This is a genomic window from Sphingobacterium sp. UBA6317, from assembly GCF_002440385.1.
Lineage (GTDB): Bacteria > Bacteroidota > Bacteroidia > Sphingobacteriales > Sphingobacteriaceae > Sphingobacterium > Sphingobacterium multivorum.
In genome coordinates this window covers 54,154-71,556 of sequence record NZ_DJTD01000063.1, presented here as the reverse complement: position 1 = coordinate 71,556, position 17,403 = coordinate 54,154, and the positions used below count along the sequence as shown (strand labels likewise).

Here is a 17,403-nt window from a genome sequence, read left to right as displayed (position 1 = left end):
GTGGATGATTGGCATGTATACACTGGCACTTAAGAAATAAAGCTATGATCAAGAATTATATAAAAATAGCCTGGCGCAATATCCAGAAAAACAGAGGATACTCGACCATCAATATCATTGGCCTTGCAATAGGTTTGGCCTGTTGCCTATTGATCGCAATTTATGTTCAGAACGAACTTTCCTACGATAAATATCACGTAAACAAAGAGCGGATTTACCGCATCGTACACGACTATAAAGATGTTAGCAGCACAGAGCAGCATCAAATCTGGGGCAATGGACCTATTGGTGAAGCTATCAAAGCAGACTTTCCAGAAATCGAGAAAGTTGTTCAATTCTCGGGTCAAACATCTATCCTGCTCAAACAGGGCGATAAAAGATTCCAGGAGGAAAATGTATTTTTCATGGACTCCACTGCATTTGATGTCTTCAGTTGGAAGGTTTTGGCCGGCGATCCTCATACAGCTTTAAAAAACGCCTATTCTGTTGTATTAACAGAAAGTACCGCAAAGAAATATTTCGGAGATCAAAATCCCATTGGCAAGACGCTGGAGGGAGGTTTAGCTGCGGGCCGTGCTGACGCAGGTCTATATACTGTAACGGCAGTAATGGCCGATGTACCTGCTAATTCACACTTTACGTTCGATGCATTGCTCTCGATGAGTACATTCCGAAAAGCACGGCCAGACGTATTTAATAAAGAAGGCTGGGATTATGTAGACTTCTACACATACTTTCTCGCTTCAAAAGACTTTGATCCTGTAAAGTTCGACCAGAAAATACCGGAGTTTCTCAAGCGGCATCTCCCAACAAATGAAAACCCAAATGCAAAATACAATTTCCATATCGAGCCACTTCTGCAAGCTTACATGCACTCGTCTGCAGATCGTCAACCCGGTACCAATGGAAGCTATCAGAATTTATACATATTCAGCATTATTGGCGGATTCATCTTACTGATCGCCTGTGTGAACTTTATGAATCTGGCTACATCAAGGTCAATGGAAAGAGCAAAGGAAGTAGGCGTACGAAAAACCATAGGAGCAAGCAAAAGCAATCTGATCTTTCAGTTTATGTCTGAATCATTGGTTCTTGTATTCGTCAGTAGTATTTTGGCTATACTGCTCGTTATGGCCTTTCTCCCCTTTTTGGAAGCATTCTCGGGCAAACACCTCAATTATTCATCCCTGAAAAATGGGACGACCTGGGCAATATTCCTATTCACTACCATTTTTACGGGACTTCTTGCCGCCAGCTATCCCGCGTTGATTCTAGCAAATTTCAAACCGATTGCAGTACTTAAAGGAAGTTATAGCAACAGCAAAGGTGGTACATTATTACGTCGCGTATTAGTTGTTTTCCAATTTTGCCTTTCTATTGCGCTCATTGCAGGTACAGTCGTCGTCTTTTCTCAACTAGATCAATTACAGCACCGAGATCTTGGATTTCAAAAAGATCAACGGCTTGTGATAGATTATAATTTCGATGATAAGGTAAACAATAACCTGGAAGCGATAAAATCTACACTAGCAAAAGATAAAGATGTTTTGTCTGTCACTGCATCACGTACGGTACCGGGAACATTTTTTCCAAATGCAGGAACAGAAATCATGTCAGCAAACGGAACGATGAGTCAATTCGCTCCTTTCTTATATGAAGTCGATGTTGACTTTATTCCTAATATTGGTCTGCAAATGGCCGCAGGACGTGCCTATTCCAGAGATTTCCCAGCGGATACGGCCCATTCACTTGTTATCAATGAATCTGCTGCAAAACAATGGGGCTATTCAAATCCACAAGATATTATTGGCAAACAATTTCATCAATGGGGAAGAGAAGGAACGGTTATCGGTGTAGTGAAAGATTTCAATTACCTTTCTTTACACCGTAAGATTGAGCCTTTAGCTTTGCGACTTGAACCAAGCAGCAGCCGGTATTTAACCTTGAATATCCAACATGTAAACCAGCCTGAGACCGTTGCCAGAATCGGCAAGCTGTGGAATGAACTTGTACCAAACCGTCCATTTTTATATAGCTTTCTCGACGACAATTTCAATCGACAATATGAAGCGGATTTTAATTTTAGAAGACTTTTTACAGCCTTCTCCGGACTGGCACTTTTTATTGCCTGTTTAGGTTTATTGGGACTTGTTACGTATACAGCCCAACAGCGTACCAAAGAAATCGGTGTACGGAAAGTTCTCGGTGCATCCATCTATAATTTAATCCTCCTGCTCTCTTCCGACTTCATCAAGTTATTGGCTGTAGCGCTCCTCATCGCGACACCGCTATCTTGGATGGCGATGAAAAAATGGCTTGACAACTTTGCATACCATATTGAACCACAATGGTGGATGTTTGTCTTTGCTGGTTTTGCTACAATCACTATCGCATTAGTAACGGTGAGTTTTCAAACACTCAAGGCTGCCAAGGCAAATCCTGTAGATAGTTTAAGAGACGAATAACAATATAATTTAATCCCATCACGATATTCCAGCTATGAACAACCACCTATTAAAATCGGCAATTCGACAACTTTGGAAGAATAAACTATTCTCCCTATTAAATATTATTGGACTAGCCATCGGTATTACGTCATGTTGGGTCATATTTAAGATTGTCAATTATGAGTATAGTTTTGAAGCTGGAGTTCCTCAGCTTGAACGAACCTATAGGATCATTTCTCAGTTTAAAAATGATGGCAAGGATAATTACAATGGGGGATTGGCCAAGCCGTTTTATCAGGCCATCCGAAAAGAAATTCCGGGCGTGGAACTGGTCGCTCCAGCATTCAGAAATTATCAAATGGAATCTGTCACAATCAACAAGGGACAAAAAAATCAAAAACTTGTCGAGGACTTTGATGAGGCTGAAGGCAATGTGACGGAGACTACCAGCGACTACTTCAAGCTCGTTGGCTACAAATGGTTAGCAGGTTCACCAGAGAAAGCATTTTCAACTGCCAACGACATCGTATTGACAAAAAAAAGGGCAGCCATTTATTTCCCAAACCAGGCTGTCCAGGGCTTAATCGGTAAAACCATCTTTTATAACGACAGTATACCCAAAACAGTAACTGGCATTGTTGATGACCTTGGCTTCAACACGGAGTTCAATGGCACAGAATTCGTCTTGCTTAAAGAAGAAGTCTACCCACTGAATGTCTGGACGAATACCAATGGTACTGACAGACTTTATATCCGATTAAAAGATGGTGTAAAAGACCTTCCAATCCAGGCAGCTATCAATAAGATCGGACAAAAAAAATGGCAGGAATTCAGCCAGGAAAAAAAACCGAAGTTTGACTACAACCGTAAGGTCGTAGTCATGCCACTAAAAGATTCCCATTTTGCAGTACACATAAAAGAATGGTACGCCGAAAGAACAAGCAAAACCGTTATTTATGGGTTAATTGCCGTAGCTGCTTTTCTGATGCTTTTGGCCTGTATCAACTATATCAATCTTAGTACGGCACAAATACCAGCGCGGAGTAAAGATATTGGTGTCCGTAAAACATTGGGAAGTAGTCAGGGAAAATTGGTTAGCCAAATTATTTTTGAATCGTTTTTAACCATTGCTATTGCACTTGTTTGTTCGGTCTTTCTGACGAAACTGGCCTTTTTCTATTTTCAGGAAATGATTCCGGAAAAAGTAAAGGATTTTACAAGTTCGACGACATCCATGCTGTTTATCGCAATTTTACTGACCGTAACGACTTTAATTTCCTCGGCATATCCTTCTTGGTTAATTAAAAAGGTACAGCCTGTCAACTTATTTCGTGCCGGCAAGCAGTTCCAAATCGGAAAAACACAAATCAACCTTCGGAAAACATTGATTGTATTCCAATTCTTTATTGCTCAATTTTTTACGGTTTCAGCACTCATTATCGGCCAACAACTCTCCTATACCCTCAACAAAGATATGGGATTCGACAAAGATGCTGTTGTTACCTTCGATCTACCTTCCAAGCTCATCAACAAATTTTATGAGGAAAAACTGGATCAAAGTAAGAAACAAACACTCCTACATGAGATCCAAAAAATAAAAGGTGTTTCGGCAGCGTCAATCGGCAGCAAGCCCTTATCAAATAATTATTCATCATCTTGGTTTCATCGACAAGACCCTACGTTAAAAGAGAAAATTTCATCCGATATTTTCTTTAAAAATGCGGATGCGAATTATATCGCTGTCTATGATATGAAGTTAATTGCGGGCACCAATCTACCACAATCCGAGACTGTCAATGCTTATATTATTAATGAATCTGCTGTCAAGGCGTTCGGTTTCAATTCGCCTCAAGATGCTATTGGGAAGTCAATTGGTCAAGAAGACAGTACCTTCCCGATCGTTGGCGTTATTAAAGATTTTCATGCCCAGGAATTCTATAAAGAGATCACACCTTTGGCTTTGCGCAGTTTTAGCCGTGGTGCCTATACCTTCAATATAAAACTATCGGGAAACAGCAAAGAATGGAAAACCAGTATTGAAGCGATCAACAAAGTATATACGCAGTTTTTTCCGGAACTCCCCATAGAAATAAAGTTCTACGATGAAACGATTGCGTCACTCTATCAAAAAGAGCAAAATCTGGCCAAATTAATTAACGTGAGTACAATTGTTGCTGTTTTGATCGGTTGTTTGGGCCTCTTTGGGCTGATTACCCTTGCGGCTTTCCAACGCAGCAAAGAGATCGGTATCCGTAAAGTTTTGGGTGCAAGTATTCCAAGTATCTTTCATTTATTGGCTAAAAACTTTGTACAGCTTATTTTAATCAGCATTCTTATTGCCGCACCCTTGACCTGGTGGACCTGTAGCAAGTGGCTGGAAGATTTTTACTACCGCATCGATCTTACGGCAACACCTTTTCTATTAGGCGCTGGGCTAGCACTATCTGCGGCGGTACTGACCATTAGTTTTCAATCGATCAAGGCTGCTATCCAAAACCCCGTAAATAGCTTACGGGACGAATAGCAACACTAGAATATCAAATTGGGGTTAACAAAAAACGAAATAACAATGATTAGAAATTCACTTAAAACAGCCTATCGTTTTTTAAAAAAACATAAGTTGATCACGTTTATCAATATCACTAGTCTCGCGATTGGCATTACGGCGACGCTGGTTATTTTCTTAATGATCCAATACGACTACAGTTTTGATAAACACGTTCCAAATCAAGAACAGGTCTATCGTGTTGTCAATAATGGTGAATTTAAAAATGCCGGTGTTTACGTACCATTGGTTCGTACCATGGAATCGGAATTACCGAACTTAGAAGCAGTAGCCCCCATTTATCGAAGCCATATTCCCAAACTAAAAGTTTCAACCGCGACGGATAAATTCCAAACTTTTCCAAAAGAGCAAAAGATGGCTTTTACCAACAGTCAATACTTCGATATTTTCCCTTCGAAATGGTTGGCTGGAAGTCCTAAGGCTTTGAATTCATCCGGAAATATTATCCTTACACAGAAAACACTAGAAAAGTTTTATGGAAAAGAACTGCCTGCAAATGTAATTGGCAAAACCATCATCTATGCAGATAGTATCCCACTTCAGGTCGCTGGTGTAATCGAAAATCCACAACATAATTCGGATTTTAATTTTGATAGTTTCATCGCTGATGCGACCATCGTCCAAGACAACAACCTAAAGAAGATGTATAGTTGGGAAGCTTGGAACAGCATCTCTGATTCACATCAGGTACTCATCAAGACAAAAGCACACAGCAATCCGCGTCTTCTGGAACGGAATATTGCTAATCTCCTTAAAAAATACAAATACAAAGAAGGTGAAAAAATCAACGATAAACTTGAATTACAAGCCTTATCTGATGTTCATTTCGACACGCGATTTAATTATGAAGCGACTCATCCAGAAGCACTTCGCAACCTCATTTTACTGGCATTCTTCCTGTTAGCCCTAGGGGCGGTAAATTTTATCAATTTATCCACAGCACAATCCATCGAAAGAGCTAAAGAAGTGGGTATTCGCAAGACATTGGGTAGCTCTAAGGCAACATTAATTAAACAATTCTTACTAGAGACATTTCTGATTACCTTATCGGCGACAATACTCGCGGTTTTATTGCTTCCTTTGTTCTTACATGTTTTTGAAGGATTTATTCCCAAAAACTTAAGTTTAGACCGTTTAGACAAAACCGTTATTCTTTTATTCTTATTCGGGCAGCTTATCGTGGTCACCATTCTTGCGGGGTTTTATCCAGCTTGGGTATTGACAGGATACGCTCCTGTATTGGCACTCAAAAACCAGCTTGGAAAAAACACCAATCTTTCCCGAAGCGTATGGGTCCGCAAAGCACTGACTATTTTCCAATTTGTCTTAGCTCAGGCTTTTCTGATTTGTGTACTCGTTGTCGTGCGGCAGATCAATTACGTCTCCCATCGAGACATGGGTTTTCAGAAAGACGCGATCGTCAACATCAATATTCCTGGAGCTTTCCAAAATTCTACAAAAGGTCTCGTGCTTAAAAATGAGCTCAAAAAATTGCCGGATATCAAAGCGATTAGTTTTGGGAACATTGCACCCGCGATGAACGGCTGGATGACCACAGGAATCACTTATGATCAGTCGCCAACAAAGGAATCGCTAACATTCGATAGCCGCTCAGGTGATGAAAATTATTTGGAAGTCTATCAAATTCCACTTCTGGCAGGAAGGAATATACGTTTACTGGATTCAACCAGTGAAATGCTGATCAATAGAAAAGGACTTGAGCTACTGCATATCAAAGATCCCCAGGATGCCATTGGTAAAACTTTCGAAAATGGGCAGAATATCATCGTTGGTGTAATGGAGGATTTTGATCTAGCCTCTGCCCGACAGGCGGTTAAACCAGTCTTGTATACAGGCAGTAAGGAAGGATACGTACTCCATATTGCATTGGACCAATCGCATCCCGAAAACTGGAAAAATACCATTGATAAAATAACGGCTAATTATAAATCGGTCTTTCCAGACGACGAACTGGATCTGAAATTTTTGGATGATGTCGTCCAAAATTTCTACACCCAAGAAAAACAGCTTTCTAAGCTTCTATCATGGGCAGTAGGGCTTTCAATCCTGATTGCTGGCCTAGGTTTATTTGGATTAGCCATATTTACGGCAAATCAACGCACAAAGGAAATTGGAATCCGTAAAGTATTGGGGGCATCTGTTTTCCAGATAACCTTTCTACTGCTTCGGAATTTGCTATCATTGGTTGCAATAGCCTGTCTAGTAGCCTTTCCAATTGCTTATTATTTTATGCAGAGCTGGCTCAATGAATTTGTTTATCGAACCACGATAAGTCCCTGGATTTTTGGACTGTCTGCACTGGGCTTGATTGCATTTGCAAGTCTTGTATTATCAACCAAAAGTGTCTTTGCAGCAAAAGCAAATCCGATCAATAGTCTAAGGGATGAATAAATCAGCGGGTAAAAGCAATAAGCGTACTCCTGTGCATAACATATATTAAGAACTTAAAACCCCATAACAATGATAAAGAACTTCATCAAAACCGCGTGGCGAAGTATTTTTTCTAATAAATTCTACAGCGCCATTAATATTTTAGGATTAACAGCAGGAATGGTTGTGGGGATATTCTTATTGCTGTGGATACAAGACGAGTTGTCCTTTGACCGGTTCCATAAAAATCAGCATTCCATCTACAAAATTGGAATAGAAGGAGGAACTGGGATATCAAAACGAATCTTTGGATCCATCATTGCTCCCCTAGGAAGTTTCGCAAAAAAGGAAATTCCTGAAGTCCAGGATGCAGTCCGTATTTTCAAAATTGGAGATGCTGCACTTAAATATAAAGAGAAGAGATTTAATGAAAAGAACTTTGCATTTGTAGACCCCAGTTATTTTACGGTTTTCGATTTTCCACTACTACAGGGCAATTCAAAACAACCCTTCCCCGACAACAATTCCATTGTACTTACGCAACGTACGGCACGTCGGTACTTCGGTGATGAAAATCCAATTGGAAAAACTGTGACATTGGGTATCGAGGACCTTTGTGTTGTATCAGGTGTCATTGCTGATTATCCAGAAAACTCTACTTTTCAATTTCAGGTTCTGCTCCCCATTTCGAGATTTAACGAACAGGCTTACATTAAAAACAAAACGACCTATGATAATAAGACCTTTTTATCTTCCATGGATGAAGATTGGTCCAATTTTTCATTCGAAACTTATCTCCAACTGAGGCCTGATGCAAATCTTGCCACAGTTTCAAAAAAGCTACAGGCGATACACGAAAGGAATAAACCTGAGGATGCCCCTGTCCCCTACGTTACACAAGCACTCGCAAAGGTGCATCTCTACCAAATGGATGGTAGTGATGCAGGAATTGACAATGTTCGAGTTTTTATAGGCGTAGCGATTATGATTCTTGTTATCGCAAGTATTAACTATATCAATCTTTCTACTGCACGGTCGTTGTCGCGCGCAAAAGAAGTGGGGATACGTAAAGTTATCGGCGCTGGTAAAAAGGAACTTTTTTTCCAATTTATATTGGAAACAACCATACTATTTGTCATTGCATCAACATTGGCACTTGCGCTAGTATTTATTGGCCTCCCTTTGTTTAATAATTTCTCGGGGAAGCAGATTTCCCTACAGCTCTTTAATCCTACGTTATGGATAAGCCTACTGCTCATGCTTTTAGGAACACTTGTACTTACAAGTGTATATCCTGCCCTGCTTTTATCGAGATTTGATCCGATTAAAGTACTTAAAGGCCGGTTTACCATAAAAAATTCCAGTGCACGAAAAATACTGGTTGTCCTGCAGTTCACTGTTTCCATCATCCTTATCACTTTAACAATTGTTATCGGTCGCCAATTGGATTTTATAAAACATCAAAATTTAGGCTACGAAAAGGATCATATTATTTCCGTTGCTATGGCACCAAAAATGTCCAAACATTTTGATGCTGTCAAAACCGAACTTCTAAAAAACAAGGATATTGATGATGTTATCCGTCTTGGCCGGGATATGGTTTATGGTGGAGCTTCAACTGGAGACAACGATTGGGAAGGAAAGCCCAGCAAATCCAATCTCTGGTTCAATATGACCTATTCTGATCAATCTGCACTCAACTTTTTTAAGATAAAACTAACACAAGGTCGTAATTTCACAGGCTCCATAGCAGATTCAACACATTTCATTCTTAATGAAACGGCAGTACGGGAAATGGGTTTAAAAGATCCTATTGGCACACGTTTACGCATTCGAACAGTTCCGGGAACTATTATTGGGGTTGTAAAAGATTTTAATTATGCGAGCGCTAGACAAAAGATCGAGCCGATGGTCTTTCAATATAGCCCAAAAGATTGCTGGCAGCTATACATCAAAACAACAACTTCTGGTACAAAATCCGCATTAAACTCCTTGCAACACATCTGGAAAAGTTATTATGATGATATGCCTATGAACTACAGCTTCCTGGACGAAAGCTATCAAAAGCAATATACGAATGAGCAGAAACAAGGCTCTTTATTCAATTTTTTTGCCCTGATCGCCATCGTCATCTCCTGCTTAGGACTCTTAGGACTATGTACCTATACTGCACAAGTTAGGACCAAAGAAATTGGTATCAGAAAGGTCCTTGGCGCAACGGTATTTAGCATTATGCAATTATTAAACAAGGAATTTCTACTCTTAGTCATTTTGGCCAATGTCATCGCAATACCAATTGCTGTATATTTCAGTATAAATTGGCTCGATGGTTTTGCCTTTAGAACGACGCTCCCATTCACCATATTTCTATATGCGGCGGGGATAACCATTGCTATTGCATTATTTACGGTGAGTTTCCAATCCATTAAAGCGGCATACGCCAATCCTGTGAAAAGTTTGCACGATGAATAGTTTATATTTGAGAACCAAAAACAACAGCATAAAATGATTCGATTATTCCTAAAAGCAGCGCTGAGAAATTTGAAGCGCAGTCCCTTAAACACAACAATAAATATTTTGGGGTTAGCACTGGGGTTTACTGTTGCCCTGATAAGTACATTATGGGTACTGAAACAATTTTCTTTTGATAAGCATTACAGCAATTATCAACATATTTATCAGGTCATGATGACTGGAACCTTCAATGATGAGAAATCTACTGATCGCTCCACCCCTATTCCCTTGGTCAAAACAATCGCGTCTGATTTCAAAAATGAGATGGCAGATGCCACTTTGGTCACCAATATGGAAAGCAACAATCTTAAAGTAGGTGATAAAAAGCTTAATGCACCGGGATTCTATGCCATGGGAAAATTCGCCGAATTATTTTCCCTCGAATCTTTAGAAGGAAATAGTACCACACCGGGCAATCCATCGACCATCATAATTTCCGAATCCTTAGCAAAACGACTGTTCAATCAGACAAGTGTTATCGGGAAAACGCTCCAATTGAATGGTAAAGAACAATATACTGTTCAGGGCGTTTATAAAGATATTCCTGAAAACAACACTTTTTATGGCTTAGATTATGTATTGCCGTTTGTCGATTATCTTGCTAAAGACCAAGGTATTGAAGAAAGCTGGTCCAGCTGTTATTTCAGCACTTTCGCTAAGATCGAAAATGCTGCCTTTGTTCCCGCTTTGGAAAATAAACTAACAAATATCATCAACAAAAAACTGACGGATATAAAACCTGAAATCCTGTTACATGCGATGTCCAAATGGCATTTATACGATTCATTTAAAAATGGAAAGAACGTCGGCGGGCAGATTCAATATGTATGGATGTTTGTTTGGATAAGCGTATTCATTATTTTATTGGCCAGTATTAATTTTATTAACTTGAGTACGGCGAGAAGCCTGAAAAGAGGAAAAGAAATCGGGGTTTTAAAATCGGTTGGTGTCAACCGCCGGCAGCTTATTGCAGGCTTTCTTGTTGAGTCAATCCTAGCGGTAGCCTGCGCATTTTTGATCGCTGTTCTATTCGCTACATTGCTTTTGCCTTGGGTCAAAACGATTACACACACTTCATTGCATATACCTTTTGCGGATATTCGTTTTTATGGCTATTCTTTATTAGGAATAGGCGTTATAGGGCTTTTAGCGGGTATGTATCCGGCATTATTTCTATCGGCCTTTAATCCTATTCTTGCACTTAAAGGTAAGATCAACAACCGAAAAGGCGGATCAAGAAGTAGAAAGGCAATGGTCATCGTGCAATTTGCGATTTCTATTTTCCTGATGATATCCACTTATCTGGTGATTCAACAACTGCATTATACCAAGGACCGCCCAATAGGTTATAAAGGTTCAAATTTGATAAACATTACTTCATCCAATTCAACTATCGTCAAAAACTTTGATGTCCTTAGAAAAGAGTTGATCGGTCAGCGTTTAGTTAAAGATGCTTCCCTTTCTTCCAACTTTGTCAACCACCTATCCTTAACGGGTGGTGGCTTTAATTGGCAGGGCAATGATACCAGGGACGGTGCGATCATGGGGATCTTCACCGTGGATGAAAACTTTGCTAATACTGTACAATGGAACTTTATAAAAGGACGCAATTTTTCAAAAGATTTCAAAACAGATTCAACAGCTGTTATTCTGAACGAAGCTGCGGCCAAATTTATGGGAGTTACCGACCTAAACAGCAAACAACTTTCACGTGCCGGTATTAATTACCATATCGTGGGTATTATCCAGAACACGCTGTCCGAATCGCCGTTCAAATCCATTACACCGACGGCTTATTTTCTAAAATTTTTACCAAAGAATAAAATCACGCTTCAACTGGATGAAAATCAAGATGTCAAACAAAACCTAAAAGCTATTGCCACAGCATTCAACCGCATAGATCCTGATCTTATTTTTGATTATACCTTTACGGATCAGGAATATGCCAAAGAGTTTCAACAGATGGAAATGATCAAGAGCTTAACCAGTTTATTTACAGGGTTGGCCATACTCATTTCATGTCTTGGTCTCTACGCGCTGGTTTCCTTTCTTACGGAGCAACGAGAAAAAGAAATTGGCATTCGTAAAGTATTGGGCGCATCAGAACTTGGCTTGTGGCGACTACTTTCCACAGAATACATTTGGCTCACAGGCATTGGCTTTTTACTCGCAGCCCCTTTAGCCTATCTGCTAATGGAATCATGGCTCGAAGATTATGTCTACCGCATATCAATTACATGGACGGTCTTTGCTATCACAGGCTTAACCGCCCTAATCATCACCTTATTAACCGTTAGTTACCAAGCGATTAAAGCAACATTAGCAAATCCTGTAAAAACCTTAAGAAGCGAATAATACCAATTTGTTCGGGGACGGACACTATACTGTCCGTTTCCGAACATTTAAAACCGCTATAAAAACACAACAAAAGCCTAAAAATCAATACATTATATTTATGGCAAACGAATTGAACTACTTGGCTTTGCTATTTTTCGAATAACGGAGCCTTCTACTAAAGCGAGCTAAGTGACAAGAATATAGCCTAATTAACAGTATAAATGCTCATAACCATGTTAAAGAACTATTTTAAAATTGCTTGGCGGAATATCAGAAAAAACAAAGGATTTTCTCTTTTAAATATGTTTGGCCTCAGCATCGGAATAACATGTTTCCTATTGTTGGCAGCGTACATCTATCATGAATCCAGTTATGAGCGTTTCCTTCCCAATGCGGACCGCCTGACTTATATTAGCCTCACCTATAAAGCACCCAATAGCACGGAAGAAGTAAATTCTGCCGTAACACCGACAGGCTTAGCTCCTACGTTGCAGGCTGAATTTCCGGATGTAGAACAGGCAACCAGATTATACGGCTATTCCAAAGGCGGCAAAATAGAATCCAAAGAGGCACTAATAACTGAAAAAGGCCTACTGTATGCTGACCAGAATGTTTTTAAAACTTTAGGTTATACCTTTCTCGAAGGTGATTCACGATCAGCCTTAGCAGAACCAAATCAGATTGTCTTAACAAAAAAACTCGCAGCGAAATATTTCCCCAATCAGTCGGCCATCGGTCAGACACTATCCATTGACAAAGTCAACTGGAAAATCACAGGTATCATCGCAGACTTGCCCACAAATACACAGTTGAACTTCTCTGCGCTCCTTTCCAACAAAGGATTAGAACGCTACAAAGAAATGGCTTGGTCATCTGCAAATGATATAACCATAGCGCTCCTAAAAAACAAAGATCAGGTCGGTTCGATCCAACAGAAATTGGACCAAATGACAAAATCAAAATTCGCCGAAGCAACAAAACAAGGCTATCAATTTCGATTCGTCCTGGAAAAGCTGACCGATATCCATCTTCACTCCAAAGCAGCAGGTACGGGAAACATCACTTATATCTATATTTTATTGGCATTAGGTGCTGCACTTATTATTTTAACCTGCATCAATTTTACAAATTTGGTCTTAGCACATGCGCTTGAACGCAAGAAAGAAATCGGTGTCAAGAAAGTTTTGGGTGCAGCAAAGAAAACGATATTCTTCCAGTTCTTTTTTGAATGTAGCCTGATGGTTTTTCTAGCTGTTGTATTTAGCCTTCTGACTACGGTACTCTTGTTGCCCGTGTTCAGTTCATTTATGGGGGCCGAAATGAAATTAACCATATGGACAGACCCTCGGTTTTATACAATTTTACTTGTTTTCATAGCCTTGCTGACGCTTTTGTCAGGTGGCTGGCCAGCCTATTCAATTGCCAGTTCAAAGCCTATTTCTATTTTCAAGCGAAAATTAACTGAAAAACTACGTGGCCTATCTTTAAGCAAGGTGCTCGTTACTTTTCAATTCAGTATCTCTATATTTTTTATTATCTGTACCTTATTTGCGAGTAGACAGATGGATTTTATCCAGTCTAAGAATACCGGGTTAGATCGCTCTGATATGCTTGTCATCGATGGCCGAGGATGGCAAGATAAAGAAAGGCAGCTATTAAAAGAAAAGTTAATGCAGCTCAACAGTGTCCAGGGGGTTACCGCTTCGTATGACAACCCCGTCAATATCCAAGGTGGCTACAGCATCAGTGAAGTAGAAGGCCAACCCAATGATTTTGATATGAATGTCACTGCAATTCCGATTGAAAAAGATTTCGTATCCGTTTTCCATATTCCATCTGTTGCCGGTGCACCGTTGTCAGACGCGGACATTTTGCGCGCAAAAGACACTATTTCACCAGAATATGGTTTTATAGTGAATACACTTGCTGCATCCGCCATGGGTTTTACTCCTGAACAGGCTATTGGAAAGAAAATCAACTTGAATGGGCGTAAGGGCAGCATCAAACAAGTCGTTGCGAGTTTTAACTTTGCGTCATTACATAACGAAGTCAAACCAATTGTGCTTTTTCCTGAATATGATTATTTCGGTAATATTTTCATTCGACTCAATCCGACGTCGCCGATAAAAGATGCTCTTGCGCAGATAAGAGCTGTCATCAAAGATATTGATTCAAAAAACAGCTTTGAATATCATTTTCTCAATGACGACTATAACAAATTATATCTCAAAGATCAGCAAACAACACGGGTAATGCAGTTATTTTCCATCATTACAATTGCTATCGCTTGTATGGGCCTTTTTGCCCTATCAGCTTATGCTGTACAACAACGCTTTAAAGAGATCGGTATCCGTAAAGTATTAGGTGCTTCAACGATCAAGATTGTCAACATATTGAGTGTTGACTTTATGGCCCTCGTCCTGTGTGCTGTATTGATCAGTGTACCCTTAGCCTGGTATGCCATGCACCGCTGGGTAGAGAATTTTGCTTACCACATCACGCTAGACTGGTGGGTATTTATTGTGGCGGCGATAAGCGCATTATTGGTATCATTTATCACCATTAGTTTTCAAACCATAAAAGCTGCGATTCTAAACCCGGTTGATAGTTTAAGAGATGAGTAATTGTTTTAGTAGCTATTAAAAATAAAGACACCTGATAAATAACAAGCTGGACCTTTAAAATTCAAGTTTTTTCTATTTAGCAATAACCAATACGACAAATATGCTTAAAAATTATATCAAAATAGCATGGCGCAACCTGATGAAAAACAAATCCTTCTCTTTGATTAACATCATCGGATTGGCGATCGGCATGGCCGGAGCATTACTTATAGCACTTTGGTTGCAAAACATGTTAACCATGGACCGCTTTCATGAAAAGGGTGATCGCCTGCATGTATTGAGTAATCGAGACGAATTTCAGGGCGATAAATCAGCTTGGGCCTTCACTCCTAAAATATTAGGTCCCTCCTTGTCCGCCGATTTTCCAGATATAGAAACTTTTACCAGATATAATGAGAGCGGCCAATTTCTAACGACATTCAAGGATAAAAAACTGATCGCAAATACTGTTTTCATCGATCCTGGTTTTTTCAAGATGTTTTCTTTGCCTTTTGTGAAAGGAGAACAGAATATTAGATTTGATAACCCTAAAGGCCTTGTTCTCACAGAAAGCTATGCCAAGGCTTTATTTGGCAGCGAAGATCCTATTGGAAAATCAGTTCGGATAGACTCTGTTAATCAGGTTTCCGTACAGGCGGTACTTAAAGACCTTCCGAGTAATTCAAGTTTCAAATTTGATATTCTCCTACCATTTGAATATGCAAAAATAATTGGTTACGTGGATGATAACTGGAGCAATAATTCATTAACCACCTATGTGCTCCTAAAAAAAGGTGTCTCACTTACCGCGTTTAACAGCAAAATCAGAACCTATCTGAGAGATCATATCAATGCAAGTAATAAGGCTGCCGGTTACCAATCGGCTAGAAATACGGGTGAGATCTTTGCTTTTCCCTATCCCGATTCGTTTCTTTACAATAGCGGAAAAGGAGGAAATTATACGTCCGGACGTATCGATATCGTCAAGCTATTTGCTTGGATTGGTGTATTTATTTTATTGGTGGCAAGCATCAATTTTATGAATTTGAGTACGGCACGTTCCGAACGCCGTGCGAAAGAAGTCGGTGTCCGCAAAGTAATTGGCGCAAATAAGACAAGCCTAATGGCGCAGTTCCTCGTTGAAAGCATATTGATCAGCCTAATCGGCATGGTACTCGCGACGATACTTGTTTTTATTGTCCTGCCATTCTTTAACGAGCTTGTCGGAAAACAGCTTAGCCTATCGTTATTAAACTTACCAACCTGGCTATTTTTAATTGGCTTTGCTTTATTTACAGGTATATTAGCCGGCACCTATCCCGCCTTTTTCCTTTCTTCCTTTCAACCTATCAAAACGTTGAAGGGGAAATTCGTTTCTAAAACGAGGGGTCTTAGTATTCGCTCCATCTTAGTGGTCATTCAATTCAGTCTCGCGATTATATTGATTATCGCAACGGTCATTGTCGCCAAACAAATCCAGTACACTAAACAGCGCGACCGTGGTTATAATGAAAATGGGTTGCTTTATAGCAGTATCAAAGGTGACTTAGAAAAGAATTATAAAATTTTACGCGACGAATTACTAGCCAGCAACGCAGTTGTTTCTGTATCAAAAAATATGTCGCCAGTAACCGATTTCTATAGCAATGGCTGGGGATTTACGTCTGGGACACCAACGGAACAGGACAAACGCATTTCCTATAACCGTTTTAGTACCGATGCAGATGCCGTAAAAAATCTAGGCCTAACTCTTATACAGGGGCGGGATATCGATATTTACAAGTTTGCGACAGACAGTACTGCTTTGATTTTAAATGAATCCGCGGTAAAAAGTTTGCACCTCAAAAACCCGGTCAATAGCATTGTGGATGGTGATGGAACAAAATGGACCGTAGTTGGGGTGGTCAAAGATTTCATTATGGGATCGCCATTTGGAGACAATAAACCCATGGTGATATTAGGACCGCAAGCCTGGTTTACAACGATCCATTATCGTTTAAATCCAAACAATGACATCGGAGACAACTTAAAAACGATTGAGTCCATCTTTAAAAAGTTCAACCCAGACTATCCTTTTGAATATCAATTCATTGACAAGACCTACGAAGAAAAATTTAAAGAGACAAAAGCTATAGGTACGCTAGCCATGATCTTTGCAGGATTGACGATCTTTATATCCTGTCTTGGTTTATTGGCATTAATCGCCTATATGGCCGAAACGCGCATGAAAGAAATTGCTGTCCGCAAAGTTCTTGGAGCAAGTGTCACCCAAGTAACTTCTTTACTTTCAATCGATTTTATTAAGCTTGTTGTGGTCGCAATTTTTATCGCCACACCTATTGCTTGGTGGGCCATGGATAAATGGTTACAAGATTACAGCTATCGAATTGAGATACAGTGGTATTACTTTGTCATTGCTGGACTATTGGCTATTCTGATCAGTATGGCCACGATAAGCTATCAAGCAATTAAGGCTGCACTGGGTAATCCTGTCGATAGCTTACGTGATGAGTAGCTTAAAGTCAAACAACATTTTTTTCGATAG

The 17,403-nt window shown here is 39.8% G+C and carries 7 protein-coding genes; all 7 read left to right on the top strand.

The window, feature by feature from the left end:
• The first annotated feature begins 44 nt into the window (after nucleotides 1-44).
• Complete coding sequence (locus B3E92_RS20625; RefSeq protein WP_286898115.1) at nucleotides 45-2,465, top strand: ABC transporter permease; 2,421 nt, start codon at nucleotides 45-47, stop codon at nucleotides 2,463-2,465.
• 34 nt (nucleotides 2,466-2,499) lie between these two features.
• The gene (locus B3E92_RS20620; protein WP_286898114.1) at nucleotides 2,500-4,971 is read left to right on the top strand and encodes an ABC transporter permease; all 2,472 of its coding nucleotides are present in this window, start codon (nucleotides 2,500-2,502) and stop codon (nucleotides 4,969-4,971) included.
• Nucleotides 4,972-5,016: 45 nt separating this feature from the next.
• The gene (locus B3E92_RS20615) at nucleotides 5,017-7,425 is read left to right on the top strand and encodes an ABC transporter permease (protein WP_070566257.1); all 2,409 of its coding nucleotides are present in this window, start codon (nucleotides 5,017-5,019) and stop codon (nucleotides 7,423-7,425) included.
• A gap of 69 nt (nucleotides 7,426-7,494) precedes the next feature.
• Entirely contained in the window at nucleotides 7,495-9,876 is a 2,382-nt protein-coding gene (locus tag B3E92_RS20610; RefSeq protein WP_070566255.1) for an ABC transporter permease, read from the top strand.
• A 33-nt stretch (nucleotides 9,877-9,909) separates the two neighbouring features.
• Nucleotides 9,910-12,273: an FtsX-like permease family protein gene (locus B3E92_RS20605; protein ID WP_070566253.1), complete on the top strand. Its 2,364-nt coding sequence runs from the start codon at nucleotides 9,910-9,912 to the stop codon at nucleotides 12,271-12,273.
• A 215-nt stretch (nucleotides 12,274-12,488) separates the two neighbouring features.
• The gene (locus tag B3E92_RS20600; RefSeq protein WP_070566251.1) at nucleotides 12,489-14,879 is read left to right on the top strand and encodes an ABC transporter permease; all 2,391 of its coding nucleotides are present in this window, start codon (nucleotides 12,489-12,491) and stop codon (nucleotides 14,877-14,879) included.
• Nucleotides 14,880-14,979: 100 nt separating this feature from the next.
• On the top strand, nucleotides 14,980-17,373 hold the full coding sequence (locus B3E92_RS20595; protein WP_115047337.1) for an ABC transporter permease: 2,394 nt from the start codon (nucleotides 14,980-14,982) through the stop codon (nucleotides 17,371-17,373).
• The last annotated feature ends 30 nt before the right edge of the window (nucleotides 17,374-17,403 follow it).

Excerpts from the sequence above, each read along its gene's own strand:
- B3E92_RS20625 (WP_286898115.1), top strand. The coding sequence starts at position 45 with ATGATCAAGAATTATATAAAAATAGCCTGGCGCAATATCCAGAAAAAC.
- B3E92_RS20620 (WP_286898114.1), top strand. The coding sequence starts at position 2,500 with ATGAACAACCACCTATTAAAATCGGCAATTCGACAACTTTGGAAGAAT.
- B3E92_RS20615 (WP_070566257.1), top strand. The coding sequence starts at position 5,017 with ATGATTAGAAATTCACTTAAAACAGCCTATCGTTTTTTAAAAAAACAT.
- B3E92_RS20610 (WP_070566255.1), top strand. The coding sequence starts at position 7,495 with ATGATAAAGAACTTCATCAAAACCGCGTGGCGAAGTATTTTTTCTAAT.
- B3E92_RS20605 (WP_070566253.1), top strand. The coding sequence starts at position 9,910 with ATGATTCGATTATTCCTAAAAGCAGCGCTGAGAAATTTGAAGCGCAGT.
- B3E92_RS20600 (WP_070566251.1), top strand. The coding sequence starts at position 12,489 with ATGTTAAAGAACTATTTTAAAATTGCTTGGCGGAATATCAGAAAAAAC.
- B3E92_RS20595 (WP_115047337.1), top strand. The coding sequence starts at position 14,980 with ATGCTTAAAAATTATATCAAAATAGCATGGCGCAACCTGATGAAAAAC.